Genomic DNA, 15,188 nt, shown 5'->3' on the forward strand with positions numbered 1-15,188 from the left:
AGGGGCAACACCCCCACCCACAAGCTGTTGTCACCCCACATCACAGCGGCACCCCCTATGGGGTCGCCCTTTATATGACTAAAGACAGCTGCGTGGCCTAAGAATAAGGCTAAAAGCAGGTAAAGACCATGCTTGGCCTGACGCCCTTTTAAAGATTCGTATAAACCCCTTGGTACAGTGGTAAATCTTCCGCACGATGCGCCTTCAACCACCGCGCTGAAGCCTCAATGATTGACAAAACCTTACAACGATGGGCCGATAAAAAAAATTATGGTCACATTTCTGTCCAAATCGGGGTTTTTTTCTCTTTTGGATTGTTCTATATCAACTCCCAATTTTGCTTGGCACCCTATGCTGAGCGGACCATTTTTAATAGAACCGGGGACCGACGCCACTGCGGGGCGTGTTGGCTCTTCATTCATTACCAATTAGAAGGGGGCATAAACGCCATGAGCGAACGCTTTACCAAAACCGCCGCCCGCAATGTGTTTTATGGTGGCACACTCTTTTTCTTCCTCATGTTCCTGGGCCTGACCATGGGTACCATGAGTGTCCTGCCCGAACGGGACAACCGTGAAAACATCACCGAAGCGGTGGCGCTGGGTAAACTGGTGTGGGAAGAAAACAACTGTGTAGGGTGTCATACCCTGCTAGGAGAAGGGGCCTACTTTGCCCCAGAACTGGGCAACGTTTATCTACGCCGTGGCGGCGAAGATGGCGGGCTTGAGTTCATCAAAGACTGGATCGAAGCTCAGCCTTCTGGTGTTGAGGGTCGTCGTCAGATGCCCCAGTTCAACCTCAGTGAAGAAGAGCTGGAAGGCATCGCCCAGTTCCTAAAGTGGACCTCCACCATCAATACGGCCAACTGGCCCCCCAACATCGAAGGCTAAAGGAGGCTGATCATGCAATATAAATCTCAAGCGGTGGCCTCCCTTTACTTCAAAGGGGCCCTGGTACTTTTTGTCGGTCAGATCCTGTTTGGTCTGATCCTGGGAACACAGTATGTTATCGGTGATTTTCTCTTCCCTGAGATCCCCTTTAACGTTGCACGTATGGTACACAGCAACTTGCTGATTGTTTGGTTGCTCATGGGCTTCATGGGTGCCAGCTACTACTTGGTACCGGAAGAGACCGAGAATGAACTGTTCAGCCCTCTGCTGGCTAAACTGTTGTTCTGGGTCTTCTTGATCGCCGGTGCGCTGACCGTTCTTGGTTACCTGCTGGTTCCCTATGCCACCTTGGCAGAGCTGACCCGCAACGACCTGCTACCCACCATGGGTCGTGAGTTCCTGGAACAGCCAACCATCACCAAGATCGGTATTGTCATTGTGGCGTTGGGCTTCTTGTTCAACATTGCCATGACCGTACTACGGGGCCGTAAGACTGCCATTACCATCGTACTCTTACTGGGTCTGTTGGGTCTGGCTGTATTCTTCCTGTTCTCCTTCTATAACCCAGACAACCTGGTGCTTGATAAGTACTACTGGTGGTGGGTTGTTCACCTGTGGGTGGAAGGTGTTTGGGAACTGATCCTCGGTGCGATCCTCTCCTTTGTGTTGATTAAGGTGACCGGTGTTGACCGTGAGATCATTGAAAAGTGGCTCTACCTGATCATTGCCATGACGCTGATCACCGGCATCATTGGTACAGGCCACCACTACTACTGGATCGGTACCCCTGAGTACTGGCAGTGGTTGGGTTCCATCTTCTCTGCTCTGGAGCCTATCCCCTTCTTCATGATGGTGGTTTTTGCCTTCAACATGATCAACAAGCGTCGTCGTAACCACCCCAACAAAGCTGCCGCTTTGTGGGCCATGGGTACCGCCGTTATGGCTTTCCTTGGCGCTGGTGTATGGGGCTTCTTGCACACCTTGGCACCTGTGAACTACCTGACCCACGGTACGCAGATCACCGCGGCACACGGTCACATGGCCTTCTATGGTGCGTATGTGATGATTGTTCTGACCATCATCTCCTACTCCATGCCCTTTATCCGCGGTCATGGTCCCACCAGTGGACGTGACTCTCAGGTTTTGGAAATGTGGGGCTTCTGGCTGATGACCATCTCCATGGTCTTCATCACCCTGTTCCTGACCGGTGCTGGCATCCTGCAAACCTACATGCAGCGCATGGGCGACGCCCCAGGTAGCTTCATGGATGTTCAGGATACCATCAGCTTCTTCTACTGGTTGCGTTTGGTGGCTGGTGTGGTCTTCATGGGTGGCTTGGTTACGTACCTGTACAGCTTCTTCAAGGGTCGTCCCCACGAAGAGGAAGAGACTGCATAACCCACCTTCTTAAGTAAAGATGGACACCAACCCCCTGGTGCGCCATCCTGGTCCGGTGAGGGGGCGGCGCAAGCCGCCCTACTCCCCCCTCTCGAGCCTCACCGGACCAACTTTTCTATCTATGACAAACGGATCCCCACCATGGAAAGCCAACCCCATCAGCTCGACACCAGCGATCTCCCTCACTATCAACCGGTTGCCAATGAGGTTGAGCTGTTTGAGTACGCTTATGGCCATAAGTTACCGCTTTTAATCAAAGGGCCAACCGGCTGCGGTAAAACCCGTTTTATCCGGCATATGGCGGCTAAGCTACAGCGTCCACTGTTTACCGTGGCCTGTCATGATGACCTGACAGCGGCTGATCTGGTGGGGCGCCACCTTATTGAACCCAACGGCGCAACCCGCTGGCACGATGGCCCACTGACCCGTGCTGTACGTGAAGGGGGGATTTGCTACCTGGATGAGGTTGTCGAGGCCCGTAAGGATACCACCGTCATCCTTCACCCCCTGGCCGATGACCGTCGTGAGCTCCCCCTGGAGCGCACCGGCGAGGTGATCACAGCCCCAGACAGCTTTATGTTGGTGGTCTCCTACAACCCCGGCTATCAACACATGATGAAGGGGATGAAGCCCAGCACCCGGCAACGTTTTGTGGCGCTGCGCTTTGAGTTCCCCCCGGCGGAAATTGAGCGGGATATCCTCATCAAAGAGACCGGTCTGGAGGCGCACTGGGCCGCCAAGCTGGTCACCCTGGGCAACAGCATGCGTAAACTGCGCGATGTAGACCTGGAAGAGGGCATCAGCACCCGTCTACTCATCTATGCGGCCCGCTTGATTGATGGCGGCATGGCCCCCCTGGATGCCTGCCGCGCCACCATGGCCGAGTCTATGTCTGACGACCCCCAAACCACCGAAGCGCTGATGGAAGTGATCCACAGCCACTTGGGGGGATAACCCCTTTGGACGCACACGCAGCCCTTAAAAGCAAATGGCGCCACATACAAGGGTGGCGCCGGTTAAGCCGCACCCTCTTTTTTGCACTGTTCCTGCTGGCGCCGACCTTAGATATTTTGCGTATGGATCTGCTGGAGGGACACCTGGTTCTGTTTGGCCACACCTATGCCAGCGCGTTGGCCGATTTTTTATTGATGGCAGAGACCTCACCAGCCGAAGCAGCCTGGGGGATCTTGATCTATATTCTGATCCCTTTGGTCGCCTTGGCGGTGGGGGTGTTATGGATCACCTTTTATTATGGACGTCTCTATTGTGGCTGGCTCTGCCCCCATTTTTCGGTGGTGGAGTGGATTAATGGCTTAATGGAACGCGCCCTCGGCAAACCCACTTTGTGGGAACAAGCGGAACAGAAGCCCCACCAAAAAGCCCTGTGGTTATCCATCACCCTAGGGGCCAGCCTGCTTATGGCCTTTACCTGGGCTTTAAGCCTGCTCACCTACCTTTTACCCCCCCAGCTGATTTTTAATAATTTATGGACCGGGCAGCTTAGTTTTAACCAAACCCTTTTCTTAAGTGTGGGCACCGCACTGTTTATGATTGATTTTGTGTTTGCCCGGCATCTGTTCTGTCGGTTTGGCTGTGCCGTGGGCATAGCCCAAAGCATTGCTTGGATGTCCAACCCATCAGCCAAAACCCCAACCTTACGGCTTAAGGCATCGGCAGCCTGTTCCGGCTGTGTGCAAGCGTGTGACAACGCCTGCCCCATGCGCCTTAACCCCCGATCAGGCAAACGACGCATCAACACCTGCACCCAATGTGGTCTATGCATGCAAGGGTGTGCCGATGTCCGCGGCGATGCCCCCCTCGGTGCCCCTTTGGTATGGCACCGAGGTGAGGAAGTCGCCAGTCGCGATGCCTCCCTTTTCATCCACAAAAAGCGGAAGTAGCGGCCATGGAAGAGACCATTGGAAAACTGTGGGACCGCATCATCACCCGTGCAGCCAGTGATCGGCACCCGGAAGCGGTTGTGCATTTGAAGGATATGGAGCGCCCCATCGGCATGCTGTTCCGGGCCCTTGGTGGCACCCATGGCTTGGCCATACGGGGGGTACAGGACCAGAACCACGGCGCCAAACGCAACTTCCGCCAGCGGGTTGGTGGTATTGGCGGCAAAGCCCCCATGGCTTGGCGAGACAGCCAGAGCATTCACCTGCCCAGCCTGTTGAATCTTTTCCCCACTCAAGCGCTCAACCGGGATCTTTACCTATGGCTGGCCGCCCTACTCAGCTACGCCACCGACCGACCGGAAAATGAACAGCAGTGGATGACGCAGTCTATGCAGGCCTGCACCCACCTGCTCAAGCACTATCCAGGGCTGGAAGACCGCTACACCCGGCTGGTTTCGGCCCATCTACATCAACGGGGTGAGCGCACTATTGAAGGCCAGTTAAACCAAGAGCGTGAGCAGATCATCCATCGCGCCCTGGCCACGCCCCAGGAGCCTTTGACGCTGCCCCAAGGCAAGACCCCCATCTGGCCGGTGCCGCTCTGGCCCCACCCAACCCCACCCATTGCCGAAGCCAACACCCAACCCAGCGCCGACCCGGATGATGAAGAAGATATTGAACGCCAGGATGGCCAAGAGCAGCAAGAGCAAAACAGCAGCCAGCAGGCACGCCGGGAAGAGATGGAAGAGAGCCATGATGGCATTCTTCTCTATCGCTTTGAGTCGATCTTTAGCTGGGCAGAGATGATTAAGGTAAACCGCGCCTCAGATGAGGAAGAGGATGAAGATCGCGCCCGCGATGCCGCTGAGGATATGGATGAGATGGCCCTAAGCCGGGATGGCAAACGGGTGGCCAAGGGTTTTCGCTTTGATCTGGATCTTCCCTCCGAAGCCGAGGATGATCTGATCTTAGGCCCTGGTGTGAAGGTGCCTGAGTGGGATTACCGCAAAAACATGCTGATCCCCGACCACTGCCTGATGCAGCCGATGCTGCCTAAAGATGCCGAACCCATAGCACTGCCAAACAAGCTGCGCAGCTCGGCCAAAAAAATTCAAGCTCAGATGGCCAGTTGGCGACCTGATGGCATCTGGCTACGCAAACAGTGGGATGGCTCAGAGCCGGATCTGGATGCGGTACAGGAACATCGCATCAATCTAAAAACCGGTGGTGGTCCGGCTGAAACCGGGCTTTACCGGGACTATAAGCGTGGGGTACGGGATATCGCCTGCCTGTTGCTGGCTGACCTCTCACTCTCTACAGATGCCTGGGTGGATGATGATCTACGCATCATTGATGTCATCCGCGACACCCTATTTCTGTTTAGTGAGGCCCTCACCTATACTGGCGATCCCTTTGCCCTCTACGGCTTCTCTTCCCGTCGCCGGGAACATGTGCGGCACCTGCACCTAAAGGGTTTTACCGAACCCTATAATGCCACGGTGCGTGGACGCATTAATGTTATCCGCCCTGGCTACTACACCCGCCTGGGGGCGGGTATTCGTCACAGTGCCCAACTGCTATCCAAACAACCGGCCAACCGTCGGTTGTTACTTATCCTCTCGGACGGTAAACCCAACGATTTAGATATCTATGAGGGACGCTACGGTATTGAAGATACCCGAATGGCCATTCGTGAAGCTCGGCAGATGGGCTTAACCCCCTTCTGCGTGACCGTTGATCGCCAGGCCAACAGCTACGCCCCCCACCTGTTTGGTGCACAGGGCTTCCGCCGTATTGCCAAGCCGGAGTCTCTGCCCACGGTGCTGCCCCAGATCTACCTGAACCTTACCCAGTAGCGCCCAGGCAGCCTGAACTCGATCGGTACACTCTGTTTGGGTGCGCAGAAAACATTTTTGTGCGCACCCATCAACACCTGCACAGAGCGCCAGCCCCCAACCGATCTTAACCTGACCCGAGCCCTGCACGCTGTTGCCCCCCTCTCGGTGGGTGCATAGGTACGTCTATCCTACGCACTTAGAAAACACCCACGCATGAAGATGGCCCCCAATCGATCTCAATCTGACCCGAGCCCTGCACGCTGTTGCCCCCTCTCGGTGGGTGCATAGGTAGGTCTATCCTACGCACTTAGAAAACACCCACGCATGAAGATGGCCCCCAATCGACCTCAACCTGACCCGAGCCCTGCACGCTGTTGCCCCCCTCTCGGTGGGTGCATAGGTACGACTATCCTACGCACTTAGAAAACACCCGCGCATGAAGATGGCCCCCAATCGACCTCAACCTGACCCGAGCCCTGCACGCTGTTGCCCCCTCTCGGTGGGTGCATAGGTACGTCTATCGTGCCCACCCATCGACACATGTACAGAGAGAGGCCCCCGACCGATCTTAACCTACGCAAAAGCCTGCACTGTGCTGGCGCGCTCTCAAGGCGTATGCAGGCTGCGTCTTTTGTGCGCACCTAAACATCCCCCCCCTATGGAGATGCCCCCAAACCGATCTTACGCTTACCCAATCCCCCCCCTCTTTACCCCTGTACACGTTTTAACCTCCCCTGTTGAGTGCGCCAATTGCGTCTTTTGTGCGCACCCTATAACACCCGCACAAAAAAATATCATCTATTTGTTTACAGGTGACTTTTTCGAACAACAACCCCCAACATTGGGATAAAGAGATCCAACAACAGAGCCCGCTCCCCGCCCTGCACACCTCGGCTATGGCTATTTTTTAATCATACACGAACAAGTAAGCATCACTCTCTCACAAGCTGGCTGTTTTTTAGGCGTTTTTAGCGCGTAAGAAATAGCCATTTCTTGATATATCCCTTTATTTTCTTATACTTATCAACACATGGCACGGGCGATGCCTTATAAGGGGCAGAAACCAAATGGGAGAATCAGCACCGCTCCCTTATAAGACCCCCACAGCGCACAAGGCGCTTAGCTAGGCAAAACGCAGGAGCCGAACATGAAATGGATCGTAGCCATCATTAAACCCTTCAAGCTGGATGAGGTCCGGGAAGCTCTAACTTCCGTTGGAATCTCCGGTATCACCGTCTCCGAGGTGCGCGGATTTGGTCGTCAAAAGGGCCATACCGAACTCTACCGTGGTGCAGAGTACCGGGTGGACTTCCTGCCCAAGCTCAAAGTTGAGCTGGCGGTAGACGACAGCGTTCTGGAGCAAGCCGTTGAGGCCATCCAAAAAGGCGCCAAAACCTCCAAGATTGGTGACGGTAAAGTTTTTGTTTACGACCTGGAAAGTGCTGTACGTATCCGTACTGGCGAATCCGGCCCCAGCGCGCTTTAAGTTTTGAGAAAGAGGAGCAACTCGATGAAAGCCATCAAACGTACCCTGCTGCCGGCCGCCGCTTTGGCCATGAGCAGCATCCTGCCCGCCACCGCCTGGGCTGAAGATACCTTGAACAGCGGTGACACCGCCTGGATGCTTACGGCAACCGCACTGGTACTGTTCATGACCTTGCCTGGTCTGGCTCTGTTTTATGCCGGTATGGTTCGTTCCAAAAACGTCTTGTCTGTCCTGATGCAGTGTTTTGCTGTTGCGGGTGTCATGTCCATTCTATGGGCCATTTACGGCTACTCTTTAGCCTTTTCTGATGGCGGCAGCGCTCAAGCCTACATTGGTGGCTTAAGTGATATGTTCATGAAGTCGGTCACAGTCGACGCCGTAAGCGGTTCGATTCCTACTTCTGTCTTTGCCACCTTCCAGATGACCTTCTTCATCATCACCCCCGCGCTGATTGTGGGTGGTTTTGCTGAGCGTATGAAGTTCTCCTCCATGTTGGTCTTTATGGCCATCTGGGGCACCGTAGTCTACCTGCCCGTATGTCACTGGGTATGGGGCGGTGGCTTCATGGGTTCTGATGGTGTACTGGACTTCGCTGGTGGTACCGTTGTACACATCAACGCTGGTATCGCTGGTCTGGTGGCCGCCCTGGTACTGGGCAAGCGTCGTGGTTACCCCACCACCGCCATGCCTCCTCACAACCTGGGCATGACCGTAACTGGTGCGGCCATGTTGTGGGTCGGTTGGTTTGGCTTTAACGCTGGTTCTGAGCTGGCTGCAGATGGTACCGCTGGTATGGCCATGTTGGTTACCCAGTTGGCTGCGGCGACTGCTGCTGTAACCTGGATGACTCTGGAATGGATGCAACATGGTAAGCCTTCCGTACTGGGTATCGTAACCGGTGCAGTCGCTGGCCTGGTTGCCATCACCCCCGCATCAGGTACTGCTGGCCCCATGGGCGGCATCATGATCGGTCTGGCCGCTGGCTTCTTTGCTTACATCGGCGCCACCGCCATCAAGCGCAAAATGGGCTATGATGACTCTCTGGACGCCTTCGGTGTACACGGCATTGCCGGTATCGTTGGTGCCATCCTGACCGGTGTGTTTGCTGCACCTTCCCTGGGCGGCGCTGGCCTCTCTGAAGGTAAAACCATCTTGAGCCAGGTTGCTGTACAGACCGAAAGTGTCATCGTAACCATCGTCTACTGTGCGGTTGTGACCTTCATCATCCTCAAGGTACTGGATGTGATCATGGGTCTGCGTGTTGAAGACGAAGCGGAAGAGATGGGCCTGGACTTGGCCGAACACGACGAGCGCGGTTACAACCTGTAATCCCTGCTCTGCAGAACAAGCGGTCCGGCGCAGAATCCGGACCGCTTTTAAAAACAAAAAAGTTTTCTTCTCCCTCAACAGCCCCAAATACGGGGCTGTTTTTTTATCACCACAGCCATTGTTACTTTATTTCCCGGTAAAACCAGACATTTAGGTTCACATACAATCTATAGCATGTTATCTTCCGCGCATCTAAGCATGTCCATTTACGGCTTTGGGCCTATTTCTTTTTTTTATACGCACGGTACATTTTGGTTAGCATGGGTCTACCCACCGGAGTTCTGGCTTAACCCCCACAACCCACGCCCCATGTCTTTGGACCTCACCCTTGAATGGCGTACACACCCCCCGCTGGGTTTGTAAACTAAGGATCGGTTCGCCCTATGGATATCTTGGACAGCGTGTTGAACTACCCCATACTCCGCACCAACGGGCAGGACTCCCCCATTCGTAGCCAATGGCGGGAACATAAGCTGCTCACCGCTTTTCAGCCCATCTTCAGCTTGGCACACCAACGCCCTGTGGGGTATGAAGCGCTGGTACGCGCTCAACATAAGACCCTTGGCGCCATCTCACCTATTCAGCTGTTTGGCAATGTGGATCAAGAGGAGATCATGCAGCTGGACCGAGCTTGCCGTCTGGCCCATGTGGGTAATTTTAAATCCCTGGCCCCGGACAATGCCTGGCTGTTTTTGAATGTAAACCCCTCTGTGGTCTTGCAGGGCATGCAGGGCAACACACATTTTTTAGGGGATTTACTGGAGTTTTTTCAGGTCCCCCCCAACCGGGTGGTGGTGGAGATTTTAGAAAAAGCGATTGAAGATGAACATCTCTTGGTCGAAGCGGTGGCCTACTTTCGCTCCATGGGATGTTTGGTCGCCCTAGATGACTTTGGCGCTGGACAGTCTAACTTTGACCGGGTTTGGCGCCTAGAGCCAGATATTGTCAAGCTGGACCGCAACATGATCCACAACGCCGTCACCAACCCCCGAGCCCGCAGCGTGCTACCAGGCCTTGTCCAGCTGCTACATACCGCAGGCTGCTTGGTGTTGTTGGAAGGGATTGAGACCGAGGCTGAGGCGATGATTGCCCTGGATACTGAAGCAGATTTTGTGCAGGGGTTTCACTTTGCCCGCCCCCAGACCGATCAAGCGCAGATTCTGCAAAAACAGTGTTCGGACCTCTCCCAGTTAAGCAACCGCTTTCGCAGCCATGCCAGCGATCAAACCCGGCAGATGTGGCAACGCATCACCCCCCAGTTGGAGCAGTTTGCCAATATGATCCATCGCTATCAAAACGGGCCACGCCGGGAAGCGTTTGATGAACTACTGGTGGATAACAATGTACTGCGCTGTTTTATTCTGGATGATGACGGGATTCAACAAGGCCCTAATCTGGAGTCTCAAGCAGAAGTGCGGGAAGCGTTTGAGCGTTTTGGCCCGGTCTCAGACGCCTCTTTGGCCGACTGGTCCCGCAAAGCCTACTACCGCCGCGCCTCGTGTAATGAAGGTCAGGTTCAGCTCTCAGGCCCTTACCTCTCAATCACCGATGGGCGCATGTGTTTGACCCTCTCCCAAAGCGTTATACGGGAAGGCAAGCGACAGATCATATGCTGTGATGTCGCGTGGGACTCCAGCGCACCCCTGATGACCGCATCCATCAGCCCCTCTGGCACCGGCACACGGATGGCGGGCTAGCCCCCCTGCCCGCCCCTAAACAAGCCGCATCATGAAGCCGCACTTTGACGCAGCAGTACTTTAACCGCCTCTTGAAACTGTTCTGCCTGCAGGGGGGTTAAAGCGATCCACACCCCCCGCTTGGGTGGTGCCAGCCACAGCGTTTGAGCTTCACGATAAACCGGTATGGTCTCTGCGGCCACCGTCACGGTGAGCCATGGGGTTGCGCTCTGCTGGGCCGCGGGCTCCCGCAGCTTTCCCCCCTCCCGCACCAGCGCCTCTTCCACCGCACGCCATAAGGGCTGAGACCACCCCTGCTCCTTTTTTTCACCCAAAAAACGTTGACCATTATGGTAGGTCACACGCAACGCCTTAATCGGCTGAGGGTAAGCCACCCGATCCAGCAGTTGCAGCGGATCTATATTCAGCACCGCCTCCATGCCACGCTCAACCCACATCAACTGCGTGGGTTCAGCGCTGCGCACCACACCATAGCGGGCCCCGTGCCGCACCCACCTTAACGGTTCCACTTGACCGCTGGCATTCTCCACGGTCAACTGCCAGCCGACAGCCTGGTCTTTTAAAGGGGTAAAGCGCTGACCTGTGGCCTGCAACAGCGGCATGATCCAGGCTTGCAACCGCTGTTCATGGAGCGGCTCATGGTGCAAGGATGCGGTAGAGAGGGTCATATCCGCCCCCTGAAGGTGCAGCGTAAAGCGGGCAACCCCACCCTGCCGCAACCCAACCGACGCCAACTGTGGCAACGACCACCCCGGTAACACGCGGTGATCCCGCAATGCCGCGACCTCATGACGCAGGGGCTGAAGATCGGCCATACGCATCAGCACCACCTCACCATCGGGCTTGGCGACATAACGGCTGGCTGGAGTGGTCCCGCGTTTACCCAGGGTCAGGCCAGCCAGCCGCTCACCTTGTGCATTCATATAATCGATACGACCACGGGGCTGATCCAACCCGAACGGCGCAAGCGCTCCGCCCACAGCGACCTGCTTAAGGACTTGTTTTTCAAGGGGATGTAAAAGCTGCTTGATACGCAGCTGGTCCATCAACCAGCTTGGATGATCTTGCGCCCGCCAGACACCAGCCACACGCTGTAGCGTCATGCGTTCGCCCTTACGGTCTTGATAGTGGATCTGCGTAATGTCCTTCCCGATCACCGAGGGCATCGGTTTAGAAGGCGGCACAGGCTGGGCCCCCCAGAGCACCAGCGCCACCACGACCACCACCCCCAACAACCCACCATTAAAACGCCAGTTTAAAAGCATACCTACACCTATCGATGTCGCCTGGACCACCAGACCCACAGCCCAATACCAAAAAAGATGAAAGGTAGTAGAATCACAAACAGCACAAATAGCATCTGGACCTGCCCTTCCTCCATGGTTAAACCGGCATCGACCACCGCCTTGGGGGTGATCGCGCTCATGGCCTCATCTTCCAACAACCAGCGCACCATCCCCATGGCCAGCGCCTGATTGGCCGGGTAGCGACTATAGCGGTCGGCCACAAAGTCAGAGTCCCGCACCACCACCAGGCGCTTCTTCCCTTCAACAACCGCAGCGCCCATGACCACCGGCCCGGGCAGATCCGTTTGGGCATCAAAGCGCACCTGCCCCCCTTGGCGTTGCACCTGCCGGTCCCGCTCCAACCACCCCTGTTCGGCCCCCGCCAGTAGCTTTTCGCGATGCCATGGCCCAGCCGTACGCTGTAAGGTCAACCCCCCGGCCGTGACCAGAAAAGGGACCTGATCCACCCCTTTAAAAATGGCGTGGGACTTGGGAAACTGCGTAATCATAGGCGTGGTGGGGTTGGAACCCAACAACTGCGCCCCCCTATCAATCACCAAACCTGGCTGTAGCTGAATACCATAGGGTGTTAACAAGGAGGCCAGCCCCCCATCACTGGGTGGGTCCAACAACAACAACAGCTTACCACCCGCCGCAAACCACTGTTGCAAACGCTGCTTCTCGGGTTCAAACAGCGCCGATTGCGGACCTGCCACCACCACCAACTCTACCTGATCCGCTATCTGCTTGCGTTGCGCTAAGGGTAAAGACACCACCCCATAGCCCTCATTTTTAAGCTGGGCCACCCACTGACGGTAGGCCATACGCCCCGCCCCCGTCAGCTCATGCTCCCCATGCCCTGTCAGAAAGGCAATCTGCTGTCGTGTCTGCTTGGCCAAACGGAGCATGGCGTTGGTTATGCCTGCTTCATCCAGTGTATTGACCTTCTCCCACCGCTGATCACGACGCAGCACCAACACCCCGATCTCACGGACATTATAGCGTTTGGCGATGTCCGGGTTAAGGTCCGGGTCGATCACCCGTAGTTTAAAGGCGGGGTTATGCAGCTGGTACCGTTCTAAGCGACGACGTAGGACACCATCGGGATCTCCGCCCTCTTCAACAAAAAGCAGGCCCTCCACATCGGCACCCAACGCGTTGACCGCCTGCACCGACTGCGCACTCAGGGTATGTCGCCGGTTTTTGGTCCAGTCCCACTGGCGGTCGTGCTGATAAGCCCCCAGCAACACCAGCACCAACAGTACACTACTAAGCAGCAGCGCGGTCAGATAGCGTAATCTCATCATCCCCCCCCCACCACACGCTGTAGGTGCAGGCGTAACGTCGCCAAAAACAGGGAAAAACCACTTAACCCCAACAGATAGACCAGATCCCACAAACGCAAGCTGCCATCCAAACAGTTCTGAAAACTGTTCATCAACGACACCCGCATCAGTAGCTGCTGCCACACCGCCCCACCAGAACCGGCCAGCCAGCCAATAATCCACAACAACAGCAACAGAGCAAACGCAAACAGACCAGCCATGACAGGGTTCTCAGCATGGGCAGAGGTGGCCACACCTACGGCACAAAACACCCCCACCAGCAACCACAAGCCCACCATGCCGGTCATCACCTGCCCCCAATCCAACACCCCAAAAGGGGTTAGGGAGAGGGGCATGAGCAAAAAAAGCGCAAGCAACAGCACCAGAAACAACCAAAGCCCAAAAAACTTACCCAAGACAATGGTACCGGGGGTCAGGGGCGAAGCCATGAGTGCGGGCCAGCTCCCGGCGCGCTTTTCTCCAGCAATACTCCCCATGGTCAACATGGGGGTCAGCAGCAGCAGTAAAATGGCCAAATTACCCAGCAAAGGCAGCATGGTAAAATCGGTCAACGGCAGTTGATCCACCCCATAGCGCGTATACTGGCTAAGCGCTTGACGGTAGTTGACCACAGCCCCAACAAACATGTACCCCCCCAACCCCAACAGAACAGCGATGACACTCCACGCCAGTGGGGAGAGAAACAGGCTGCGCAAGCTGTGGTGGGTAATCACCCATAGCCCTTTCATGCTTCTGCCTCCACCAACTGGGTAAAGAGTGACTCTAAGGGCAGCTGCTGGGGCTGCAAACAACGCAGATCCCACTGCTGTGCTACCGCGGCGGCCACCACAGCCTGGGTGGGGTCATCCTGAGCATCCGGGGTGATTAACCACCCCTCCTGCTGGGCCTGCACCTGGGCCACCCCCTGTAGGGCTTGTAGCTTCTGCGCCCCAGGATCACAGCCAAACTGAACATAGAACGCTCTAGGACCAGCCAGCCGTTGATCCAGATCCTTCATAGAAGTATTTAACCGTACCTGCCCCTGATGAATCAGCACCACCCGATCACAGGTCATACGAACCTCAGAGAGAATATGGGTGGAGAGCAGCACCGCACACTGTTGACCCAGTTGCCGGATCAGCGCCCGGATCTCTTGAATTTGGATCGGGTCCAGCCCGACCGTGGGTTCATCTAAAACCACTACATTCGGCTGATGCACCAGCGCCTGAGCAAGACCAGCCCGCTGTTGATAGCCCTTGGATAAATGACCCAACAGACGTCCAGACACCGCTCCCAGCCCACACAGTGACAACACCTCGGCCACCCGTGTTTGCCGTTGCCCCGTCGCCACCCCCCGTAGCTGGGCCAGATAGTGCAGATAGTCTGAAACCGTCATCTCTTTATAAAGGGGGGGCTGTTCCGGTAAAAACCCCAAATGAACTTTAGCCCGCTCCGGTTGTTGAACCATATTGATGCCTGCCACCTGCACCGACCCTGCACAGGGGGCCAAAACCCCTGCCAAAATCGACATGGTGGTGCTTTTTCCGGCACCATTGGGGCCCAGAAAGCCCACCACTTCACCACAACCAACCTGCAGGTTGATCTGGTGCAGCACTTGCCGCTTTCCGTAGTACTTATCTACACCATGCAGTTGGATTAAAGGGGATGTCACAAGCACGCCTCGATCTTTACCACATCATTACTGGCCAGACTGTTCACTTGCGCGTCATGCTGCTCTTTTTTTATGCACTCTGCGATTATTTTTTAATCGCTCGAACATCCAAGCACATGCGCTTATTCTTAACAGCCCTGCATAAAACCACCTATCTCTTTGTATTCTTTCGATGCTGCTTTCGTAAAACAGCATGGCACAGCGATTGCTCAATGGCTCTACGAAAAGCGATGCCATATTGGGCAGCTTTTCCAAACGGCCCCCATCACTGGGGCAAATAGGGAAAGTTACCCCAGCAAACCGTGCAACAGATGAAAAAATGATCCTTTTTTTTCACCCTCACGCACGGTTATGTATGACATCGCC

General features: G+C 55.5%; 13 protein-coding genes. 9 read left to right on the forward strand and 4 right to left on the reverse strand.

The window, feature by feature from the left end:
* The first annotated feature begins 449 nt into the window (after positions 1–449).
* From V5T57_RS07505 to V5T57_RS07540, 8 genes are all read left to right on the forward strand, one after another.
* Entirely contained in the window at positions 450–890 is a 441-nt protein-coding gene (locus tag V5T57_RS07505; protein WP_332890566.1) for a c-type cytochrome, read from the forward strand.
* Between the two features lie 12 nt (positions 891–902).
* Positions 903–2,288 (forward strand): cbb3-type cytochrome c oxidase subunit I, encoded by a 1,386-nt coding sequence (locus tag V5T57_RS07510; protein ID WP_332890567.1) that lies wholly within the window; start codon positions 903–905, stop codon positions 2,286–2,288.
* 141 nt (positions 2,289–2,429) lie between these two features.
* Positions 2,430–3,242 carry a CbbQ/NirQ/NorQ/GpvN family protein gene (locus tag V5T57_RS07515; RefSeq protein ID WP_332890568.1) on the forward strand — a complete coding sequence of 271 codons (813 nt, stop codon included), beginning with the start codon at positions 2,430–2,432 and terminating at the stop codon, positions 3,240–3,242.
* A gap of 5 nt (positions 3,243–3,247) precedes the next feature.
* Positions 3,248–4,189 carry a 4Fe-4S binding protein gene (locus V5T57_RS07520; protein WP_332890569.1) on the forward strand — a complete coding sequence of 314 codons (942 nt, stop codon included), beginning with the start codon at positions 3,248–3,250 and terminating at the stop codon, positions 4,187–4,189.
* A gap of 5 nt (positions 4,190–4,194) precedes the next feature.
* Positions 4,195–6,045 carry a nitric oxide reductase activation protein NorD gene (locus tag V5T57_RS07525; RefSeq protein ID WP_332890570.1) on the forward strand — a complete coding sequence of 617 codons (1,851 nt, stop codon included), beginning with the start codon at positions 4,195–4,197 and terminating at the stop codon, positions 6,043–6,045.
* Positions 6,046–7,174: 1,129 nt separating this feature from the next.
* Entirely contained in the window at positions 7,175–7,513 is a 339-nt protein-coding gene (locus V5T57_RS07530) for a P-II family nitrogen regulator (RefSeq protein ID WP_332890571.1), read from the forward strand.
* Between the two features lie 24 nt (positions 7,514–7,537).
* The gene (locus V5T57_RS07535) at positions 7,538–8,842 is read left to right on the forward strand and encodes an ammonium transporter (RefSeq protein ID WP_332890572.1); all 1,305 of its coding nucleotides are present in this window, start codon (positions 7,538–7,540) and stop codon (positions 8,840–8,842) included.
* A gap of 383 nt (positions 8,843–9,225) precedes the next feature.
* On the forward strand, positions 9,226–10,539 hold the full coding sequence (locus V5T57_RS07540) for an EAL domain-containing protein (RefSeq protein WP_332890573.1): 1,314 nt from the start codon (positions 9,226–9,228) through the stop codon (positions 10,537–10,539).
* A gap of 29 nt (positions 10,540–10,568) precedes the next feature.
* Here the strand turns inward: V5T57_RS07540 and V5T57_RS07545 are convergent, their stop codons facing one another.
* Genes V5T57_RS07545 through V5T57_RS07560 form a run of 4 tightly spaced genes read right to left on the reverse strand, consistent with a single transcriptional unit; the run spans position 10,569 to position 14,828 of the window.
* Positions 10,569–11,804 carry a DUF4340 domain-containing protein gene (locus V5T57_RS07545; RefSeq protein WP_332890575.1) on the reverse strand — a complete coding sequence of 412 codons (1,236 nt, stop codon included), beginning with the start codon at positions 11,802–11,804 and terminating at the stop codon, positions 10,569–10,571.
* 8 nt (positions 11,805–11,812) lie between these two features.
* Positions 11,813–13,132 carry a GldG family protein gene (locus V5T57_RS07550; RefSeq protein ID WP_332890576.1) on the reverse strand — a complete coding sequence of 440 codons (1,320 nt, stop codon included), beginning with the start codon at positions 13,130–13,132 and terminating at the stop codon, positions 11,813–11,815.
* Complete coding sequence (locus tag V5T57_RS07555; protein ID WP_332890577.1) at positions 13,129–13,899, reverse strand: ABC transporter permease; 771 nt, start codon at positions 13,897–13,899, stop codon at positions 13,129–13,131. The genes V5T57_RS07550 and V5T57_RS07555 overlap by 4 nt, the downstream gene beginning before the upstream one ends.
* On the reverse strand, positions 13,896–14,828 hold the full coding sequence (locus V5T57_RS07560) for an ABC transporter ATP-binding protein (protein ID WP_332890578.1): 933 nt from the start codon (positions 14,826–14,828) through the stop codon (positions 13,896–13,898). The genes V5T57_RS07555 and V5T57_RS07560 overlap by 4 nt, the downstream gene beginning before the upstream one ends.
* Here V5T57_RS07560 and V5T57_RS07565 point away from each other — a divergent pair.
* The gene (locus V5T57_RS07565) at positions 14,816–15,103 is read left to right on the forward strand and encodes a hypothetical protein (protein ID WP_332890579.1); all 288 of its coding nucleotides are present in this window, start codon (positions 14,816–14,818) and stop codon (positions 15,101–15,103) included. The two genes, V5T57_RS07560 and V5T57_RS07565, sit on opposite strands and share 13 nt — an antisense overlap.
* The last annotated feature ends 85 nt before the right edge of the window (positions 15,104–15,188 follow it).

Origin of the sequence: Magnetococcus sp. PR-3 (assembly GCF_036689865.1) — a bacterium.
Classification (GTDB): Bacteria; Pseudomonadota; Magnetococcia; order Magnetococcales; family Magnetococcaceae; genus Magnetococcus.